Source organism: Streptomyces sp. STR69 (assembly GCF_024519455.1).
Classification (GTDB): Bacteria; Actinomycetota; Actinomycetes; order Streptomycetales; family Streptomycetaceae; genus Streptomyces.
The window spans coordinates 62,634-75,448 of record NZ_JALJRY010000040.1 but is presented as its reverse complement, the minus strand read 5'-3'; the positions used below and the strand labels follow the sequence as shown (position 1 = coordinate 75,448).

The 12,815-nt window shown below is 69.8% G+C and carries 14 protein-coding genes; 11 read left to right on the top strand and 3 right to left on the bottom strand.

The window, feature by feature from the left end; all coding sequences use genetic code 11:
• Positions 1 to 86: 86 nt before the first annotated feature.
• The 5 genes from kstD to OC490_RS44445 all read left to right on the top strand — a co-directional run bounded on the left by kstD (position 87) and on the right by OC490_RS44445 (position 4,673).
• Positions 87 to 1,859, top strand: a complete 1,773-nt coding sequence (kstD, locus tag OC490_RS44465) for a 3-oxosteroid 1-dehydrogenase (RefSeq protein WP_262063765.1) — start codon at positions 87 to 89, stop codon at positions 1,857 to 1,859.
• A gap of 235 nt (positions 1,860 to 2,094) precedes the next feature.
• Positions 2,095 to 2,583: an SAV_915 family protein gene (locus OC490_RS44460; protein WP_262063764.1), complete on the top strand. Its 489-nt coding sequence runs from the start codon at positions 2,095 to 2,097 to the stop codon at positions 2,581 to 2,583.
• Positions 2,583 to 2,885 (top strand): DUF6317 family protein, encoded by a 303-nt coding sequence (locus OC490_RS44455; protein WP_262063763.1) that lies wholly within the window; start codon positions 2,583 to 2,585, stop codon positions 2,883 to 2,885. The genes OC490_RS44460 and OC490_RS44455 overlap by 1 nt, the downstream gene beginning before the upstream one ends.
• Entirely contained in the window at positions 2,885 to 4,159 is a 1,275-nt protein-coding gene (locus tag OC490_RS44450) for a hypothetical protein (RefSeq protein ID WP_262063762.1), read from the top strand. The genes OC490_RS44455 and OC490_RS44450 overlap by 1 nt, the downstream gene beginning before the upstream one ends.
• Positions 4,137 to 4,673 carry a hypothetical protein gene (locus OC490_RS44445; RefSeq protein ID WP_262063761.1) on the top strand — a complete coding sequence of 179 codons (537 nt, stop codon included), beginning with the start codon at positions 4,137 to 4,139 and terminating at the stop codon, positions 4,671 to 4,673. Before OC490_RS44450 ends, OC490_RS44445 begins: the two co-directional genes overlap by 23 nt.
• Here the strand turns inward: OC490_RS44445 and OC490_RS44440 are convergent.
• Both OC490_RS44440 and OC490_RS44435 read right to left on the bottom strand, forming a co-directional pair.
• Complete coding sequence (locus OC490_RS44440) at positions 4,650 to 5,339, bottom strand: class I SAM-dependent methyltransferase (protein ID WP_262063760.1); 690 nt, start codon at positions 5,337 to 5,339, stop codon at positions 4,650 to 4,652. The two genes, OC490_RS44445 and OC490_RS44440, sit on opposite strands and share 24 nt — an antisense overlap.
• A gap of 157 nt (positions 5,340 to 5,496) precedes the next feature.
• Positions 5,497 to 5,700 (bottom strand): cold-shock protein, encoded by a 204-nt coding sequence (locus OC490_RS44435; protein ID WP_003998944.1) that lies wholly within the window; start codon positions 5,698 to 5,700, stop codon positions 5,497 to 5,499.
• A gap of 287 nt (positions 5,701 to 5,987) precedes the next feature.
• Here OC490_RS44435 and OC490_RS44430 point away from each other — a divergent pair, with 287 nt between their 5' ends.
• The 5 genes from OC490_RS44430 (at position 5,988) to OC490_RS44410 (ending at position 11,007) form a co-directional block, all read left to right on the top strand.
• A complete protein-coding gene (locus OC490_RS44430; RefSeq protein WP_262063759.1) occupies positions 5,988 to 6,836 on the top strand; it encodes a menaquinone biosynthetic enzyme MqnA/MqnD family protein in 849 nt (282 codons plus the stop codon).
• Between the two features lie 60 nt (positions 6,837 to 6,896).
• Entirely contained in the window at positions 6,897 to 8,711 is a 1,815-nt protein-coding gene (locus tag OC490_RS44425) for a serine/threonine-protein kinase (protein ID WP_262063758.1), read from the top strand.
• 7 nt (positions 8,712 to 8,718) lie between these two features.
• Positions 8,719 to 9,300 carry a hypothetical protein gene (locus OC490_RS44420; RefSeq protein ID WP_262063757.1) on the top strand — a complete coding sequence of 194 codons (582 nt, stop codon included), beginning with the start codon at positions 8,719 to 8,721 and terminating at the stop codon, positions 9,298 to 9,300.
• A 95-nt stretch (positions 9,301 to 9,395) separates the two neighbouring features.
• The gene (gene mqnC / locus OC490_RS44415) at positions 9,396 to 10,595 is read left to right on the top strand and encodes a cyclic dehypoxanthinyl futalosine synthase (RefSeq protein ID WP_262063756.1); all 1,200 of its coding nucleotides are present in this window, start codon (positions 9,396 to 9,398) and stop codon (positions 10,593 to 10,595) included.
• Positions 10,596 to 10,602: 7 nt separating this feature from the next.
• Positions 10,603 to 11,007, top strand: a complete 405-nt coding sequence (locus OC490_RS44410; protein WP_262063755.1) for an imidazolonepropionase-like domain-containing protein — start codon at positions 10,603 to 10,605, stop codon at positions 11,005 to 11,007.
• 39 nt (positions 11,008 to 11,046) lie between these two features.
• Here OC490_RS44410 and OC490_RS44405 read toward each other — a convergent pair whose 3' ends face one another.
• The gene (locus OC490_RS44405) at positions 11,047 to 12,093 is read right to left on the bottom strand and encodes a chitinase (protein WP_262063754.1); all 1,047 of its coding nucleotides are present in this window, start codon (positions 12,091 to 12,093) and stop codon (positions 11,047 to 11,049) included.
• 401 nt (positions 12,094 to 12,494) lie between these two features.
• On the opposite strand from OC490_RS44405, the gene OC490_RS44400 reads away from it, so the two are divergent.
• The gene (locus tag OC490_RS44400) at positions 12,495 to 12,803 is read left to right on the top strand and encodes a hypothetical protein (protein WP_200711439.1); all 309 of its coding nucleotides are present in this window, start codon (positions 12,495 to 12,497) and stop codon (positions 12,801 to 12,803) included.
• Positions 12,804 to 12,815 lie beyond the last annotated feature (12 nt).

The window sequence follows — 12,815 nt, the reverse complement described above, 5'->3', positions numbered from 1 at the left end:
GGCGTTTTGGTGTGGACCTGGTTATTGACTTCACAAGACCCCCGCGCGACATTCCCAGCCCATTTCCCCGTCGGGCTGGAGCGGCCATGACCCCGAGCACGGACGCACATGCGGAACTCCCGCGCAGAAGAAGCGTGTTGGCCGGTGGTGCGGTCGCCGCGCTCGCCGTCGCCGGAGTCTCCTCCTCGGCCCACGCGGCCGACCTTCCCCTCCTCGGCACCTACGACGTCGTGGTGATCGGGTCGGGAGCGGCCGGGATGACCGCCGCACTGACCGCCGCCAAACAGGGCCTGAGCTGTGTGGTGGTCGAGAAGGCGCCCACCTTCGGGGGCTCGGCCGCCCGCTCGGGGGCCGGGATCTGGATCCCGAACAACCCGGTGATCCTGGCCGCCGGAGTCCCCGACACCCCTGCCAAGGCGGCCACTTACCTCGCCGCGGTGGTCGGCGCCGACGTCCCCGCCGACCGGCAGCAGTCCTTCCTCGCCCACGGCCCCGCCATGATCTCCTTCGTCATGGCGAACAGCCCGCTGCGCTTCCGCTGGATGGAGGGATACAGCGACTACTACCCGGAGTTGCCCGGTGGCCTTCCCAACGGCCGTTCCATAGAACCCGATCAGCTCGACGGCAACATCCTCGGCACCGAACTCGCCCACCTCAACCCGCCGTACCTGGCCGTCCCGGCCGGCATGGTCGTCTTCAGCGCCGACTACAAGTGGCTCGACCTGGCCGCTGTGAACGTCAAGGGCGCCGCCGTGGCCACCGAGTGCCTCGCCAGGGGGACGAAGGCGGCCCTGCTCGGGCAGAAGCCGCTCACCATGGGGCAGTCCCTGGCCGCCGGACTGCGCGCCGGACTCCAGTCCGCGCAGGTGCCGGTATGGCTCAACACCCCTTTGACCGACCTGTACTTGGAGAGCGGCTCCGTCACCGGAGTCGTCGTCACCCGCGACGGAACCGCCGGGCTGGTCCGCGCCCGGCGCGGGGTCGTGGTCGGCTCCGGCGGCTTCGAGCACAACGCGGCCATGCGCGCCCAGTACCAGCGCCAGCCCATCGGCACGGACTGGACGGTCGGCGCGAAGGAGAACACCGGTGACGGCATCCGGGCGGGCCAGAGGGTGGGCGCTTCGCTCGCGCTGATGGACGACGCCTGGTGGGGCCCCGCCATCCCGCTCCCCGCCGACCCGTACTTCTGCCTCGCCGAACGCACCCTCCCCGGCGGCCTGTTGATCAACCAGGCCGGTTCCCGCTTCGTCAACGAGGCCGCCCCCTACAGCGACGTCGTCCACACGATGTACGACCGCAACGCCGCCGCCCCCGACATCCCGGCCTGGCTGATCTTCGACCAGAACTACCGCAACCGCTACCTCTTCAGGGACGTGCTGCCGACGTTCGCCTTCCCCGACGACTGGTACAGCTCGGGCGCGGCCTGCAAGGCGTGGACGCTGGACGCCCTCGCCACCTCCATCGGCGTCCCGGCGGCAGCCCTCCGCTCCACCGTCAGCCGCTTCAACTCCCTTGCGGCGAGCGGCAAGGACACCGACTTCGGACGCGGCGACAGCGCCTACGACCACTACTACACGGACCCCGCCATCCTCCCCAACTCCTGCCTCGCCCCGCTCTGGCTGGCCCCGTACTACGCCCTCCGCATCGTCCCCGGAGACCTCGGCACCAAGGGCGGCATGCGCACGGACGCACGGGCGCGGGTACTGCGGGCGGACGGTTCGGTGATCCCCGGTCTGTACGCGGCGGGCAACGCGAGCGCGGCGGTGATGGGGCACAGCTACGCGGGCGCGGGCTCGACGATCGGTCCGGCGATGACGTTCGGGTATGTGGCGGCGCTGGATCTGGCGGGGGCGCTGTAGCGGTCGTAGGGCTGCCGGTACGGCTTGGTCGTCACCCTGGCCATGACCCTGGTCATCACCCGGTCAAGGGATGGCCAGGCTGGGCCCAAGCGGCCGTATGCATTGCGCATGCAACGGGCCGGTAGGGCTGACATAGCCGGATTTGGGTCCTCGGTCGGTGGCTACTGTGATGGCGCGAATGCGTCCACAGCGACCACGACGACCTTCGGGGAATCACGGGGAAGAGGAGCCGGCGGTGGGGGAGCCGAACCGTTCACGCCTTCTTGAGTACGCGCAGGGGCCGGCGGCAGCGGGGGTGCCCGAGGTGCGCCGGTCGAGCCTGCTCGACTACGCGGAGGCGACACCGCCACCGGGTCCGGCAGCGGACGGGCGGCCGGGGCCCCGCCCCGGGGTGCCGCCGTACGAGACGGCTGTCTGCGTGCCCGCCCATCCTCGGTATGTCGACGCGGTCGACGACGACGGGCGGCCGGTCCGGGTGCCGTTCGTCGTCTACGAACTCTTCGAGCATCCCGCGCGGCACACCGCGGCCTACGCCTTCACCACGGTCGAGAAGCTGGTGGCCGCGTTCGGCGAGGCCCAGCCGTGGGTTCTCACCTCGATCGGGCCGCTCGCCGAGGCGCTGGGGGAGCGGGGCGCCACCGTCGTCCTCGACCCGAGGGTGGAGCAGGGGCGGCACAACTGGCAGCCGGCCGACGTGGCCGCCTACGCGCGGGAGGTGCGCTGATGTCGGCCGACTTCAAAGCGGTGCTGAGCGACCTCACCTCGATGGCCACCACCTTCCACGACCAGGCCACCGACTACCGCAAGCTGCACCCCCAGGTCTCCCCGCCCGTGGTGAGCGGGGGCGACGCGGGCCTCGACGACGCGATCAAGGAGGTCGCCCACCTCATCCTCGGCCTGCACGCCCTCTTCGCCGACCGGCTCGACGACCACGGCGACAAGGTCGCGTACGCACGTGACTCGTTCCACCGGCACGACGTCGACGTCCACGGGGTGTTCGACGACCTGATGGTGGGAGAGGGCTGATGGGCGACAGCTGGATCGGCGGTGACATCGGCGGACTGCACACGATGGCCACCACGTACAAGAACGCCAAGGACCAACTCGACGACGTGGTACGGCCGGTGACCGGTGCCGTCGAGTCGCTCGTCGACGACGCCGGGTGGAAGGGCGACGCGGCGGAGGAGTTCCGCGCGAAGTGGAGCGAGGACGCGCTGACGGCCGGCGCGTTCGCCAGCCTGGTGTTCGAGGCCGGGGACATCCTCGGCACCCTCGCCGACGCGCTGTCCACGTGCGAGACGGCACTGCAGAACGCGGAACATGTCGCGACGGGCAAGGGCGTGTCCATGGGCGACAAGGGCGTCCCGCTGCCCATGGTCACGGCGAACCCACCCAGCGCGGCCGACCAAAAGGCGATCTCCGCGATGACCGAGTACGACACGGTCCGCAAGGAGGTCGCGCACACCGCCCAGCACGCCAGGCTGGTCGCCGCGGACAAACTGCGCGGTCTGTACGCCCAGGTCACTGACAAGGTGCCGACCGGCGACAAGATCACCATCGCCGACGCGCTGCGCGGTCTGTACGCCTACGACGCGGAGGACGCGCGGGCCGGCGCCAAGGAGGCGCGCGCCCAGCTCGACGACGCGAAGGCCGCCGAGCAGACGGCGAAGAAGGAACTCCGCGCGGAACGCAAGGCGTACCAGAAAGCCGGCCGTTCACTGCCCAAGGACCTCCCCGCGAAGGGCGCCTACCGCGACGCGGTCATGAAGGTCGACTCCCTGGAGGAGGCCGTCGCCCGCGCCGACGTCGGCAGCAGCAAGCTGCCGTACGACCGGCTCCTGAACGTCAAACTCGCTGACGCGGCGGACGCGTTGAGGCTGGGCAAGGGGCTTGAGGCACTCCCGGAGTTCCTCAAGGAGGTCCCGGTCATCGACGTCGCCGCGGCTGCCGCGTGCGGGTTGGTGGAGGCGAAGGACGACCATGACAAGGGGTGGTCGTGGCAGCACGCGGTGACGGTGGATGTGGGTGCGGCTGTTGGTGGTGTGGCCGTCGGTGCGCTCGCGGTGGCGGCGGCGCCCGTCGAAGGCGCGGTGGCCGTGGCGGCGGTCGGCGTCGGGGCGGCGATCCTCGGGACGGATGTCCTTGACCACTCGTTCCACGAGCACTGGAGCGAGGACATTCATGACCACGGTGTGGTCGGCGGCGTGCTGCACGGCGTCGGCAATGTCGCCTCGGAGACCGGGGACGACGTCGTACGACTGAAGGATGACGTGTGGCATGGCATCAAAAGCCTCTTCTGACACCCCGGTGACGGGAAGTCCCACCCGGATCCCGGCTCTGCCCGCGCTGGGCACCACGTGGTACGAGCGCGGGGTGCGCTACTGGCTGCGCAGGATCGCGACGGCCGCGCTGTGGCTCTCGGTACTGGCCTTCCTCTGTTACATCGAGTTCAGGCTCTACGTGGGTGTTCCCCGCACTGATCTGCCGCCGACCGTCCGTAGGGTCTGGGACGTGGTGCAGGCGATCATGTGTTGCGCCGCCCTGGTCTGGGGGTGGGTGAAGCAGCGCCGGGAACTGCGCAAGGGCCTCCTGGACCCGCCCACTCCCCAGCAGGCCCGGGCCGCCAGACGCGGGCAGAGCACGCGGGCACCGGGTCTGGCTCGTGCCGCCGTCCTCCCCGCGCTGATCGTGGCTCCCGTGCTGCCGGCGATTCTCGCCTATGCCGTCAGCTGGTCCGTCGCATGGCTCACCGTCCGCGAATACCCCAGCGAGGTCGGTGCCCGACAGGCCCTAGAGCACAGTCGCGGCCTTTAGACCGGTCAGGAACGCCTGCGCTGACGACTCCCCGAGTTCCGTGTTCGCCTCCCGTACGGTCCGTGACCGCAGCGCGAACCCCGCCGTCTCCAGCAGCTCGGCCATCGCCTCCGGTCGCCGCCGTTCGAAGTCCAGGCGTACCGGGTGGCCGAAGGGCCGGTCGAGGGTGAGGGGTCGGTCGCCCGCCTGGAAGGCGATCAGGAGATGGCCGCCGGGTGCCAGGACGCGGTGGAACTCCGCGAACAGGGACGGGAGTCGGTCCACAGGGGTGTGGATGGACGAGTACCAGGAGACGGCCCCCGCGAGCGTTCCGTCGGGGATGTCCAGCTCCAGCATCGAGCCCTGCTGGAAGCGCAGTCCGGGGTTCTCGCGGCGCGCGATCGCGAGCATCGACCCGGACAGGTCGAGGCCGAAGACGTCCAGGCCGAGGGAGGCGAGATACGCGGTCGTACGGCCCGGTCCGCATCCGAGGTCGGCCACTTGTCCGCCCCCGCCGCAGCCAACCAGCTCGGCGAAGTCGGCCAGTACCGTTCCGTCCCGTGGCCCGGTGAGCTCCCCGGCGAACATCTCCGCGTAGTCCTCGGCGACGGCGTCGTAGAAGGTCCGGGTGGTGGTCACGAAGCCGGCTTCGGATTCGGTTTCGGCTTCGTCTTCGGTGGATGTCATGGGCCGGGACCCTACCGACCCCCACCGACAGCCCGCCCAACCGGCGGAGACAAAGGCAGGAGCCCCGTCGCCTTGCGGCACGGGGCTCCTTGGGTACTGCTATCTGTTCCGGATCAAAGCACCAGGCTCCGAGACCGAATGACTGCGATCAGGTGACTCAGACGGGGGTGACGTTCTCCGCCTGCGGGCCCTTCGGGCCCTGGGTCACGTCGAAGGAGACCGCTTGGTTCTCCTCGAGCGAGCGGAAACCGCTCGCGTTGATCGCGGAGTAGTGAACGAAGACGTCGGGGCCTCCGCCTTCTTGGGCGATGAAGCCAAAGCCCTTTTCGGCGTTGAACCACTTCACGGTTCCGGTAGCCATAAGCCCTCCTTGGGCCCAAAGGGTTGCCCTGCTCCAGAACCCTGCAAGTGTGAAAACAAGTCCCGCACTACTGCATACGTCTGAAAACGACTAGAGCCTGCGGTTACATGCTCCGCAGGCTCTGTACTGCAAGGGAAACCAAACTGCAACTTGGCGGCGAGCCTAGCATGTGGGCAGCCGAAAGCAATAGAGGCCAAGATCACATCACTCGGACGTTTGAAGATCGCCAGAGGCTTGACTGTGGGGCCGAAGTATGGAGCGTACCTCATGAGGTCTAGCCTCACGTTGTGGACAATTCTCGCACCCGGCCGCGCGTCGGCCACATCCAGTTCCTGAACTGCCTCCCCCTGTACTGGGGGCTCGCGAGGACGGGCACGCTTCTCGACTTCGAGCTGACCAAGGACACCCCTGAGAAGCTCAGCGAGCAGCTGGTGCGGGGAGATCTCGACATCGGGCCGATCACGCTCGTCGAGTTCCTCCGCAACGCGGACGACCTGGTCGCCTTCCCCGACATCGCCGTCGGCTGCGACGGCCCGGTGATGTCCTGCGTGATCGTCTCGCAGGTCCCGCTGGACCAGCTGGACGGCCGCCGGGTCGCCCTCGGCTCCACCTCGCGGACCTCCGTCCGGCTCGCCCAGCTCCTCCTCACCGAGCGCTACGGCGTCCGGCCCGACTACTACACCTGCCCGCCCGACCTGAGCCTGATGATGCAGGAGGCCGAGGCCGCCGTACTCATCGGAGACGCGGCCCTGCGCGCCAACCTGCTCGACGGGCCCCGCTTCGGCCTTGAGGTGCACGACCTCGGGACGCTGTGGAAGGAGTGGACCGGGCTGCCGTTCGTCTTCGCCGTGTGGGCCGCGCGTCGCGACTACCTGGAGCGCGAGCCGGCCATCACCCGCAAGGTCCACGAGGCCTTCCTCGCCTCCCGCAACCTCTCCCTGGAAGAGGTCGGCAAGGTCGCCGAACAGGCCGCCCGCTGGGAGGACTTCGACGAGGAGGTCCTGGAGCGGTACTTCACCACCCTCGACTTCCGCTTCGGTGCGCCCCAGCTCGCCGCCGTCGCGGAGTTCGCCCGCCGGGTGGGGCCGACGACCGGCTTCCCGGCCGACGTGCACGTGGATCTGCTCCAGCCGTAGGAACCGGACGGGCGCGGCGCACTACCCTGCTGGAAGTCGTACGGGGGAGGGGTGGACGGCATGCAACCGCTCGGCAGCGACGAACCCACGGTCGTGGGGCCCTACCGGCTGCTCGGACGGCTCGGCTCCGGCGGGATGGGGCGGGTCTATCTCGGGCGTAGCGCGGGCGGTCGTACGGTCGCGGTCAAGATCGTGCATCCGCACTTCGCGCTCGACGAGGAGTTCCGCGCCCGCTTCCGCCGCGAGGTCGACGCCGCGCGCCGGGTGGGCGGCGCCTGGACGGCCCCTGTGCTGGATGCGGACCCGGAGGCTTCCGTGCCGTGGGTGGCTACGGCCTACGCTGCCGGGCCCTCCCTCTCCGCCGCCGTCACGGACGGCGGGCCGCTGCCCACGGCCACCGTACGGGCGCTCGGCGCGGGGCTCGCCGAGGCGCTGACGGCCGTCCACGAACTGGGGCTCGTGCACCGGGACGTGAAACCGTCCAACGTGCTCCTCACCCTCGACGGGCCGCTCCTCATCGACTTCGGGATCGCCCGTGCCACGGACGGCACGGCCTCCCTCACCTCCACCGGCGTCTCCGTCGGCTCGCCCGGCTACATGGCCCCCGAGCAGATCCTCGGGAAGGGCGCGACGGGGGCGTCCGACGTCTTCTCTCTGGGCGCCGTGCTGGTCTACGCGGCCACGGGCGAATCGCCCTTCCCCGGCGACTCCTCGGCCGCGCTGCTCTACAAGGTCGTCCACGAGGAACCCGAACTGGGGGAGATGGGGGGCGAGTTGCGGGAGCTGGCCGTGGCCTGTCTCGTCAAGGACCCTGCCTCGCGGCCGAGTCCGGGCGAGGTGTCCCGGCGGCTCGCGCCGGAAGGGGCCGCCCGGCTGGTCGCCGGTGGCTGGCTGCCGGGGGCGCTGGTCGAGCAGGTCAGTCGAAGTGCCGTACAGCTGCTGAACCTTGAGGCGGCGGGAGTGGCCGAGGGGATGCCGTCCGGGCCGGTGGGGTTCAGCAGTCCCTCGGTGGGGGCGGGGGTCGGTACGGTCGAGGCGGGGGCGTTCGGGCCGGCCGCCGGGGCCGGGGCGTTCGGGCCGGCGCCGGTGATGCCGAAGGAGCCGGTGGGGTCGCCCGTGGGGCCGCCCACTCTTGTGCCCGAACCTCGTGACACGCCCCCGTACGACGGCCTGCCGCTGAGCGACACCGTTCCGCCGGACACCGGCAGGCGTCCGGGGAAGTTCTCCGTGTCCGTCGCCGCCACGACCGCTCCGGGTGCGAACGGGCGGGGCCGCAGGGTCGGTTGCACCGTGGCCCTGGCCGTCGCCGGGGCGCTCGCGGTGGCGACCCTCGTGCCGACCTTCCTGTACTGGATCCACCCGGGCGGCAAGGGCACGGACAACTCCGCGGACTCCGCCCCCACCGCGACCTCGACCGGCGGGCCGGGCAACGCGTCCAGCGGCGAGCCGAGCGGCGTGGCGAGCACCGCGTCCAGCAAGGAGCCGAGCAGCGGGCCGAGTTCACCCGTGCCCACCCCGCTGCAGTCCGTCCCCGCCGCCTACCTCGGCACCTGGGAGGGCGAGGGCACCGCACTCGGCGGCACCCTCCCGGACGGGACCTTCCGGCTCACGGTCGCCAAGGCGAGCGTCGGGCAGCAGCTGGGCGTCCTGCGGCAGACCGACCAGCTCGGCGGTGTCTGCGACGACGTACTGACCCTGAAGCAGGTGACCAAGACCCGGCTCGTCGCGAGCGCCGCGGGCGCGAAGACCAACCGCGACGTGTGCAACCAGGCCGCCCACACGGTCACCCTCACCCCCACCGGCGACGACCTCACCTACGCGTCGGACAGCTCCGCCGAGGGCTCCCCGACCGCACGGTTGTCCAAGGTCGGGTAGCGGTCCGATGGACTACGACCATCTGCTCATCGCCCTCGCGGGAGTGTGGGGCGCCGGTGCGGGCGCGGTGGTCGCGCGGGCCGGGCGGCGTGGTGCCGGTACCGCGCTCCTCGTGGTCCTGCTGTGCGTCGCCCTCGCCGTCGCCACCGGGATCAGGCCCGAGCTGGCGGTCTGGCTGCTGCTCGCACCGCTCGCGCTCCTGCCCGCCGTCGCCGCCCTGGCGCTCCCCGCCGCGGGTGTCGCCCTCGCCCTCCTCGGTGTCGCCACCGTCCTGCCCGAGCACGCCGGTCACTGGACGACCGCACTGCGCGGGGCGCTCGCGCTCGGCGCCGGGTACTACGCGCTGTCCCGCCTCGACCCCGGCGGCGGTGGCCTGGGCGCCGGGGAGGTGAGACTCGCGGTGGGGGCGGGCGTCGTCCTCGGGTGGTACGGGTGGCCGACGCTGATGCTGGGCGCGTTCGCGGGGTTTCTGCTGCGGGCGGTGTACGGGGCCGTCCCCGGCGGGAGACAGCGGGCCGGCGTCCGTTTCGGCCCGTTTCTGCTCGCGGGCGCGTTCCTCGGGTTGCTGGTCGGGGCGTACACGGCCTGAGGTCGGGGTGCGCGCGGCCTGAGGTCGGTGCGGGAAATCCGCTGGCGTAGGCTGGCAAGGTCCGTCCGCAACCCTTGACGAAAGGGACCCTCCCGGTGACCGAGAAGGCCGAGCTTCAGTCCGTCCTCGACCGTGCCGCCGAGGGCGGGCGCATCACCGCCGAAGAGGCGCTCGACCTCTACCGCGACGCCCCGCTGCACGCGCTCGGCGCCGCCGCCGACGCCGTACGCAAGCGCCGGTACGCGGGTACGGAGCACATCGCGACGTACATCATCGAGCGGAACATCAACTACACGAACGTGTGCGTCACGGCGTGCAAGTTCTGCGCCTTCTACGCCGCGCCCAAGGACACCGCCAAGGGCTGGACGCGTGACCTCGACGACATCCTGCGCCGGTGCGCGGAGACCGTCGAACTCGGCGGCACGCAGATCATGTTCCAGGGCGGACACCACCCGGACTTCGGCGTCGAGTACTACGAGAAGCACTTCGCCGCGATCAAGGCCGCGTATCCCCAGCTGGTCATCCACTCCCTCGGTGCGTCCGAGGTCGAGCACATGGCCCGGATCTCGAAGGTCTCCGTCGAGGAGGCCATCTCGCGCATCCACGCGGCCGGTCTCGACTCCTTCGCCGGTGCGGGCGCGGAGCTGCTGCCCGCCCGCCCCCGCAAGGCGATCGCCCCGCTGAAGGAGTCCGGCGAGCGCTGGCTGGAGATCATGGAGGCGGCGCACAACCTGGGCGTCGAGTCCACGTCGACCATGCTCATGGGCACCGGCGAGACCAACGCCGAGCGCATCGAGCACCTGCGGATGATCCGTGACGTCCAGGACCGGACGGGCGGCTTCCGGGCCTTCATCCCGTACACGTACCAGCCCGAGAACAACCACCTGAAGGGCCGCACGCAGGCGACGCTCTTCGAGTACCTGCGGATGATCGCCATCGCCCGCCTCTTCATGGACAACGTCGCTCACATCCAGGGCAGTTGGCTCACCACCGGCAAGGAGGTCGGCCAACTCTCCCTGCACTACGGCGCGGACGACCTCGGCTCGATCATGCTGGAGGAGAACGTCGTCTCCTCGGCCGGCGCCAAGCACCGCTCCAACCGCCTGGAGATCATCGACCTGATCCGCAAGGCGGGCCGCGTACCCGCTCAGCGGACCACCACCTACGAGCACATCGTCGTCCACGACGACCCGGCGAACGACCCCGTCGACGAGCGGGTCATGTCGCACATCTCGTCCACGGCGATCGAAGGCGGCACGGCCCACCCCGAGTTGAAGCTCCTGTCCGCCAACTAGGGCTGCTGTGCTGACGATTCACACGGCGGACGAGGGGGGTGCCGTCGCCGTCGAGGGCACCCGGATCGCGGGCGTCGGGACGCTGGCGGAGATCCAGGCCCGCTTTCCCGGCGCCCGGGTGCGGAGTTGGCCGGGCCTCCTGGGCCCGGCCCGCATCCACGAGGGCCCACTCCCGGACGCCCCGAGCCCACGGGAGCGGATCCACGCCGTCCTGAAGACGGGCGCGACGGCTGTCCTGGAGAAATACGTCGACTCGGCCGAACTCCGGTCGGCGGCAAAGCGCAACGACGTCCTGATCCTCACTCACCCGACCGTTGCCGACCAGGGCCGAGCCGACCTGGCCGTATTCGACGAGACCGGCGAGTGCATCGCAACGGTGTGTGCGGGTCGGCTACTTCACAGACGCCGGTGAGGGAAGCGCCCCCACGGCCGTCAGTCGGCAAACAACCAGTCACCCCGCAAACGCTTCCCCGAACGCCCCAGAGGCCTGCGTCACCCCACTGCAATCAGTCGCCGCATCGTCATCGGACGACCCGCTCTCACACTGCTGATCCCGAAACGTCGACCACATCGACACCCACGCGACCTCCTTCTCCTCGGCGAACTTCCGCACCTGAGCCGCGTCCGACAGCGAAAACGTCTCCCCCGACACATCGTTGACACCGAGCATCGATGTGAGCGCCATCCCCTGCCACGCCCCCGCGTCCGACAACCCGAACACCTTCTTCAACTGGGTGTGCGTGGCCGTGGCCGACGTGATCGCGTAGTCGCCCATGTCCCCGGTGTACGACTCGCCGTAGTTCATCGTCATGATGTTGACCGTGGAGACCTCGACCGCGTTGTCGTTCGCGGACTCCAGCAGCGCCAGGCTGTCGGAGTCGAGACCGGACGGCATCACGGGCAGGGTGAAGGAGACCTTGAGGTCGGTGCGTTCCTTCTGGAGCAGGGCTATCGCCTTGGAGCGCAGGGCGACCGAGGTCGAGTCGGTCAGGGTGTCGCCCTCGATGTCGAAGTCGGCCTGCGTCGATCCCGCCGCGTCCAGCGCCTCGCCGTAGGCCTTCGCGAGGGCCGTCGCGCTGGTACAGGTCTCCGCCAGCTCCTTGCCGGAGGCCCCGCCGAAGGAGACGCGGACGGTGGCGCCGGACGTCTTGAGCGCCGCGATCCTGGATTTCACGGCCGCGTTGTCGATCGCGGTCGTACCGTTCCACTTCGGCGTGCAGCTGCTGCCGGAGGCGATCACGAAGGCGAGGTTGTACGTCGTCGGGGACCCCGAACTGTCCATGCCGGAGGCGGTGGTGACGCTGACGTACGGGGCGTAGGACGTGCTCGACGAAGCAGCCGAAGGCGTCGGAGAGGCGCTTTCGGAGGGGGTGGTCTCGGCCTTCTCCGTGGCTTTGGATGCCGCATCCGACGAGTCACCGGAGCTGGAGGAGCAGCCGGTGACCGTCAGGGCAAACAAGCAGGTGAGCCCGGCCGCCGGTTTCAGGAAACTCCTCATTGAGTATGCACCCTTTCCGCGTGGGGACGGTGATTTCTGTCTCAGGATGGAAACAGAGTCGGTTTCCGCAGCCTAAATGAAGCACATGGGGCTGTGTCTTACGAAGACAGAGAAAACATAGGAAACCCACGGGTATCGTTGCTCGAATCGGTCAAGTCGGGCGACGAAGCGGAAAATTGAGGACACTACTGACACCGGCCGCTCATATGGCATTTCCTGGGTTCTCTAAGGAAAGGCACAGGTTGCGGCATTTTTCTTGGCGGGCTCACAAGGGAATCAGAGTTTTGGTCACATAAAGGCGGCCTAATGTCTGGGGAATGCAATCCGAGTCCGCCATCGATAACAGCGCCTCTGCGCGAGGTAGCCGCCGCAAACGCGGCAACGGGTCCGCAGAAGGTCCCGTGTTCGTTGACAACTCCGGCCGCCGGTCAAAGGTGCTGCGCCGGATCGGCCTCCTCATGGGCACCGTCTGCCTCGGGTACGCGTTCGTACTCGGCATGGCGTTCATGGGCTGGGGCATCTCGATCAACCCCTCCTCGCTGCTGCCCTTCGGCGGCGGCCAGGCCGGTTCGGCCCCCGGGGGCGGCTACGGCCCCAACGGTGGCAGAGGCGGCGTAGCGCCCTCCGGTGTTCCGACCGGCGCTCCGACCGACATCCCCTCGGGCGCCCCCACGAGTGCGGCCCCGTCCTCCTCAGCCACCGCACACTGACCGGAGCGCCAC